The sequence below is a fragment of the Nodularia chucula CCY0103 genome (genome assembly GCF_963923915.1).
Classification (GTDB): domain Bacteria; phylum Cyanobacteriota; class Cyanobacteriia; order Cyanobacteriales; family Nostocaceae; genus Nodularia; species Nodularia chucula.
Genome location: NZ_CAWUOL010000069.1, coordinates 22823 through 29072 on the forward strand (window position 1 = coordinate 22823; position 6250 = coordinate 29072).

Below are 6250 nucleotides of genomic sequence, written 5' to 3' on the forward strand. Positions count from 1 at the left end.
TTTGCTATGGCTAGTGTTTTGAGAGATTAATTTTTTCAGCCCCTGGGGGATTTAAAAGGAGTAAGGGATGGGTTTGATAAACTGAGTGTTGGCGCGCACAAAACAGCGAATTTTGATATCTTCTGCACTGCCTTCTTTAGCAATATACAGCCAGGGTAAACCTTGTTTATCTCGATAAGTTGTGGGATTTCCCACGATATTGAGATTATCACCTTTTGCCAGCGATCGCACCACAGGATAATTCACTCCAGCCTGGGCGCGACAATTAAGATTGCTAGCTGCAACATTCCATACAAGATGGTCAGATTTTTTCCCATTCTGAAACTGGCTGAGAATTGATGTATAGTCACCTTGTCTATTTGGCTGCGGATATTGAAAGCTATTAGCTTGAGAATCTAGTGTGAGGGGAATTAATCCTAATAAGGACAGTGTTGCTACTAAAACGCCATGACTTAAATTCAGCTTCATATTCACCTCCTAGTGGGGAACTTAGCAAGCTAGGAAAGGCCATGCTAATTATTTCCTAAAATCAAATTCATTCCTTGCTGAATAATTGCATCCTGAGTTACCATTTTTGTTAACTCATCTGCTGCATATCTGCCTTCATAAGCTTCTAAAGCAGCCTTCCTTAAAGCTGACTCATAAGCATCTTGTAAAGTTTCTAATAACTCCGCTTCTGTGAAATAACTACCTTTAGCCTTTGGGCGTTGATTAGTGCGTTGAATTTGCTTAACAGAATTAAGAATAGAAGTTTCCCAAGACCTAGTGCTACGTTTTTCTGCTGCTTGTTTAATTAAATGCAACAAAACAATAATTGCATAACTAAAAATCTTGTTCAGTTTGTCAGATTTACTCATTTCCTCCAATTCATCCACCAATTCCAACGCCTCTGGAATTTTACCCTCCTCCAACAATTCCCTTAAAATCAATAACTCTTCCATAGCTCTTAACTCCTCCTATCTTTAAATCTCCCTTTCCACCTTTGCGCCTCTGCGCCTCTGCGTGGCACATCCTCCTATTTCCTCACCGCCGGATACTGCTTCAACACCTGCTGCAAATATTGTCCAGTATAAGAACGGGGATTCTTAGCAACCTCCTCCGGTGTACCCGCAGCAATGATTTCTCCTCCTTTATCGCCACCTTCAGGCCCCAAATCAATTACCCAATCAGAGCAACGAATCACATCTAAATTGTGTTCAATAACTAAAATTGAATTACCTTTATCTACTAATCTCTGCAACACATCCAACAATTTATGGACATCGTAAAAAGATAACCCTGTGGTGGGTTCATCTATTAAATAAAGCGTCTTTCCTGTCGCCCGGCGAGATAATTCTGTGGCTAATTTCACCCTTTGGGCTTCACCACCAGATAAGGTAGTTGCAGGTTGTCCCAGTTTGACGTAACCTAAACCAACATCATATAAAGTCTGTAACCGGGTGACAGCTTTGGGAATGTTTTGGAAAAATTCTAAACTTTCCTCAACGGTCATATTCAGCACGTCTGAAATGGATTTATCTTTGTATTTCACCTGCAAAGTTTCGCGGTTATATCTTGCACCTTTGCAAACTTCACACTGCACATAAACATCAGGAAGAAAATTCATTTCAATGACATTTACACCCTGTCCGCTACAAGCTTCACAACGTCCACCTTTAACATTGAAAGAAAATTGTCCGGGTTTATATCCCCTGGCTTTGGCTTCCACTGTTTGAGCAAATACATCCCGAATTGCATCGAATATACCTGTATAAGTTGCAGGGTTAGAACGGGGTGTCCGTCCTATGGGCGATTGGTCAATGACAATGGCTTTATCTACTGCATTTAAGCCTTTAATTTCTTGTAAGTGTCTCGGTAAGGGGACTTTTTTGGTTAAATGATGTTGTAATGAGGGATAAAGTAATTCGTTAATTAGGGTAGATTTACCTGAACCAGAAACACCTGTGACGGCGACGAGTTTACCTAAAGGAATTTCGACATTAATATTTCTTAAGTTGTGGCGATGGGCGTTTTGAATTACTAAACTGCGTCCGTTTCCGTTTCTGCGTTCTGGGGGTGTATTAATAACTCTTCTTCCCGATAAATAAGCACCGGTTAAAGAGTCTTCTGCTGCGAGTAAAGTTTCTAAATCCCCTTGGGAAATAATATTTCCGCCGTGGATTCCTGCACCGGGACCAATATCAACGATATAATTAGCTGCACGGATGGTTTCTTCATCATGCTCAACGACGATTAAAGTGTTACCTAAGTCCCGTAATTTGGTTAAAGTGTTGAGTAATCTGCTATTGTCTCGTTGATGTAAACCTATGCTGGGTTCGTCTAAAACGTAAAGTACACCTGTTAAGCCAGAACCAATTTGTGTGGCTAACCGAATGCGTTGGGCTTCGCCACCAGAAAGAGTCATGGCGGGACGATCTAAGGTGAGATAATCTAAGCCAACGTCTAATAAAAATTGTAATCTGGCTTTAATTTCTCTGAGGACTAAATCAGCAATTTGAATTTGCCGATCGCTCAATTCTAACTGATCAATTCTTTGCCGACAATCCCGAATCGAAACCCCAGTTAAATCTAAAATTCCATATTGTCCCAACCTTACCGCTAAAGCCTCTGGTTTTAAACGTTTCCCGCCACAAACTTCACAGGGTTGGTCAACTAAATATTGCTCTAATTTCTGTTTAACTAACTCCGTTCCCCCCTCATATTGACGTTGTAAAATGGGAATTACACCCTTAAAACTCTGCTTTCTTTGGGCTGCTGTGGTTCCTTCTTCCTTCTCCCCATACATGACAGTGTGCTGCTGTTCTACTGTTAGCTGACTCCACCTTGCTTGTAACTCAAAACCAGTGGATTGTCCCACACTATAAAGCAATTCCAAATAATAAGAATTATCTTTTTCTGACCAAGGGGCGATCGCCGCATAAATAGGTGCTTCCGGGTCTGGTACAATCAACTCTGGGGTAAATGTTTTCAAAGTCCCAATTCCGTGACAGTGGGGACAAGCACCATAGGGGGAGTTAAAGGAAAACAAGCGTGGCGATAATTCTTCCATCACCGCCCCATGTACCGGACAAGCAAAGTTTTCGGAAAAGACTAATTCCTCTTCTTTCTCTTCGCCATTCTCAGAAGTCAAGCTGACAAGAATGGTAGCAATTCCACCAGACTGTTTTAAGCACGTAGATAAAGAATCCACTAAACGCTCTTGAATACCATCTTTTTTCACCAAACGGTCAATAACAACTTCGATGGTGTGGGTAATATTTTTATCTAATTCTATCGAGTCTGACAGTTCCCGCACTTCCCCATCTACACGCACCCGCACAAAACCCTGAGATGCGAGACTAGATAACAGCTTGCGGTGAGTCCCTTTTTTCCCTCTGACAACAGGTGCAAGAATTTGGAACTTAGTCCTGTCTGGTAATTCGGAAATGCGATCGCACATCTCATCGATGGTCTGGGGTGCTATGGAGCGATCGCATATCGGACAATGGGGTTCACCAGCGCGACCAAACAATAACCGCAGATAATCATAAATTTCCGTCACCGTCCCCACAGTGGAACGGGGGTTATGGGAAGTAGACTTTTGATCAATGGAAATCGCCGGACTTAAGCCCTCAATGGCTTCCACATCCGGTTTATCCAATTGACCTAAAAATTGCCGCGCGTAGGCGCTGAGGGACTCCACATACCGCCGTTGACCTTCGGCGAAAATGGTATCAAAAGCCAGAGAAGACTTACCCGAACCAGAAACACCAGTAAATACAATCAGGCGATCGCGCGGTAATTCCAAATCAATATTCTTCAGATTATGCTGCCTAGCACCCCGAATCCGAATGGTATTCTGGCTGTTGTGGTGAGAATTGGGCAGATGTCCATTTAAAGATGGGGCGAGCTTGTGATCTGACATATCGGGTGAGTGATACCTAAGAAGCGGTTAGCAACAATCCTTCATAATACTATAGTAATCCCCTGAGATGTGTAGGTAGGAGTGGGGGAAAACTTGTGGCGTGTACTGATAATATTTCGCAGTATTTGTGAAGTTTTTGATAAAGACATAAATTTTTACAGTAAGTTGTGGTAGATTTACCTGCTGGTACTCCTTTATCTACCGATATTGATCGGGGTTTCCCAGTACCCATTACAGCTTTTGTTGATGATGCTATCCCTGGTGTACAACCGGAAGAACCTCAGAATACAACTATTAACCGTGTATATACTGCATTCTTAACCCTGCGGAAAGAATCACGGATTTTACAGGGAACTGGACCGGCTGTACAGGGTGCTGATGGCACGTTTAGCACTGATGAGAAACAGCCTCAAACAGGTAACATTATTGAGTACCGAATTACCTATACCAATATTTCTGAGGCTCAAAGTGGTACTGGTAACGTGATTTTGCCAGCTAGTAATGTGCAAATTGTGGAAAATGGCATTGCTAATGGTAATAACTGGGCTTTAGATAATGATACCAATGGTGTGATAGATACCAGTAATGTGGTCGGTTCCGCTACAGGTACTGGCACAGTTCAATTCTTCAATGGTAATCCTGTGACTCTCGGTACTGACCAAACCGGGACAACAGCCGCTACTGATGTTACTCAGTACATTAATAATGTTGGTACTGTTCAACCTACTGTGAATGGGACATTTATTTTCCAACGCAGAGTGAACTAAGCCTGTGTAGAGATGTAGCCATGCTATGTCTCTACTTCTCTTGGGGAGTGGGGAGTGGGTTGAAACTTTTAAAAATTAGATTACAGGAGTTTTTGAGATGATGAAAATGAAGCGGCTTTCTATTGTCGGTATCGGTGCGATCGCATTAATGGCTACAGTGTCATTTACAGGTCATATCCCAGGGGTAGCTCAGATTTGGAACTCTGGTAGTGCTGTAGCTCAAAATGCGGCACAAGGTCAAGTCCAGTTACGCTTAGAAGCAGAACAGCAAGTAACCACTCAAGACCAACAAGGTAAGCAAGTTAAACAATGGCGACCTTTAAAAGGTGAAGTCACAGTACAGCCGGGTGATGTACTCCGCTATACCTTAGTTGGCGAGAATACAGGCGATCGCCCCGTTAAAAATCTGACTCTCAATCAACCCATTCCTCAAGGTATGGTTTATGTTCTGAAGTCAGCAACCACTGATGTAAATCAAAACAGTAAAATCACTTACAGCATTGATGGTGGAAGTAATTTTGTAGAGAACCCCACCGTCAGAGTTACCCTTCCCAATGGTAATGTCGAAGTTCAGCCAGCACCAGCCAGTGCTTACACTCACATTCGCTTACATTTACCTGTAGTAAATGCCAAAACTACAGTCAAAGCCAATTATCAAGTGCAAGTGCGCTAATTTTTGAATAATTTGTGCAGGGGAGAGTGGGGAGTGGGGAGTTACTTCGACTTCGCTCAGAGGTTGTTTGTAAAGTATCGATTATTACTAGCCCTGGCGACTAGAAGTCGCGGCTACACAGACATGACGCGAAGCGTCTTCCCGGAGGGAAGGCCACCTACGTGGGTTGAAAATCCTGAGTTTCTCCTTAGTCCGCGCAGGCGGACTTAGTTTGTGTAGTAGCAAATTATATTCGCCCAAAACTTTTAAAACATCCGCTCAGTAACCGGGGGATTGGGGATCTTTTATAGCACTCAAATGAGAACCCATTTAGTTAGGTATTTCCCGCCAATTTATAGTAATTTCCTTTTATTCTTCAACCTATAGCAACCGCCGAGGAGAATTATTTAGTGAATCGGTTTTCCCATTTAAAAAACAAATTTTATCATTACAAATGGTTGCCCAAGTTAACCGCAACTTTTCTCGTAGGAGGAATATTGTACAGTTCTATATATGTAAAAGCTCAAGAATCTGATAATGTAGTCCCCCGCGCCACGATTAATAATCAAGCTAGTTATACTTATACAGATCCTGGAAGTAATTTCCAATTTGAAAGTGCTTCTCCTCAAATTAATAGTCTCAGTATTCCCTTAGTTGACCCCTTTGGGAGAATTTTGGGTTGCAGTGGTGAACTTTTACCAGACTATACAGGTTTTTCTGTAGGTGTTTATGAAGCTGATCCTAGTGACCCCACCGGAACAGAATTAGGTAACTTGGTTCCCCTAACGCGGACAGAATTACCTGATATTCCTAATAATAATATTCCGGCTGGATTACAACCAAATATTGAGAATGTAAATCCTTATTTTTTAAATAAGTAGGTGGGCGAGGCAAAACCTAAATGTATAAAGCAATGTTAAGAGGAGA

At 42.1% G+C, this 6250-nt stretch carries 6 protein-coding genes; 3 read left to right on the plus strand and 3 right to left on the minus strand.

Translation table 11 applies throughout. From position 1 onward, the window contains the following. Window positions 1–51 precede the first annotated feature (51 nt). The 3 genes from ACM0OP_RS17250 to uvrA form a co-directional block, all read right to left on the minus strand. Window positions 52–468, minus strand: coding sequence for an SH3 domain-containing protein (locus ACM0OP_RS17250; protein WP_414529650.1), 417 nt, complete (start codon window positions 466–468; stop codon window positions 52–54). A 44-nt stretch (window positions 469–512) separates the two neighbouring features. After that, window positions 513–941: a DUF29 family protein gene (locus ACM0OP_RS17255; protein ID WP_414529651.1), complete on the minus strand. Its 429-nt coding sequence runs from the start codon at window positions 939–941 to the stop codon at window positions 513–515. A 74-nt stretch (window positions 942–1015) separates the two neighbouring features. Beyond that, window positions 1016–3904 carry an excinuclease ABC subunit UvrA gene (gene uvrA, locus ACM0OP_RS17260; protein WP_414529652.1) on the minus strand — a complete coding sequence of 963 codons (2889 nt, stop codon included), beginning with the start codon at window positions 3902–3904 and terminating at the stop codon, window positions 1016–1018. A gap of 167 nt (window positions 3905–4071) precedes the next feature. On the opposite strand from uvrA, the gene ACM0OP_RS17265 reads away from it, so the two are divergent. From ACM0OP_RS17265 to ACM0OP_RS17275, 3 genes are all read left to right on the plus strand, one after another. Then, window positions 4072–4671, plus strand: a complete 600-nt coding sequence (locus ACM0OP_RS17265; protein ID WP_414529653.1) for a hypothetical protein — start codon at window positions 4072–4074, stop codon at window positions 4669–4671. Window positions 4672–4777: 106 nt separating this feature from the next. Continuing rightward, the gene (locus ACM0OP_RS17270) at window positions 4778–5344 is read left to right on the plus strand and encodes a hypothetical protein (protein ID WP_414529657.1); all 567 of its coding nucleotides are present in this window, start codon (window positions 4778–4780) and stop codon (window positions 5342–5344) included. A 389-nt stretch (window positions 5345–5733) separates the two neighbouring features. Then, on the plus strand, window positions 5734–6204 hold the full coding sequence (locus ACM0OP_RS17275) for a hypothetical protein (protein WP_414529654.1): 471 nt from the start codon (window positions 5734–5736) through the stop codon (window positions 6202–6204). Window positions 6205–6250: the final 46 nt, after the last annotated feature.

Excerpts from the sequence above, each read along its gene's own strand:
- ACM0OP_RS17270 (WP_414529657.1), top strand. The coding sequence starts at position 4,778 with ATGAAGCGGCTTTCTATTGTCGGTATCGGTGCGATCGCATTAATGGCT.
- uvrA (WP_414529652.1), bottom strand. The coding sequence starts at position 3,904 with ATGTCAGATCACAAGCTCGCCCCATCTTTAAATGGACATCTGCCCAAT.
- ACM0OP_RS17250 (WP_414529650.1), bottom strand. The coding sequence starts at position 468 with ATGAAGCTGAATTTAAGTCATGGCGTTTTAGTAGCAACACTGTCCTTA.
- ACM0OP_RS17255 (WP_414529651.1), bottom strand. The coding sequence starts at position 941 with ATGGAAGAGTTATTGATTTTAAGGGAATTGTTGGAGGAGGGTAAAATT.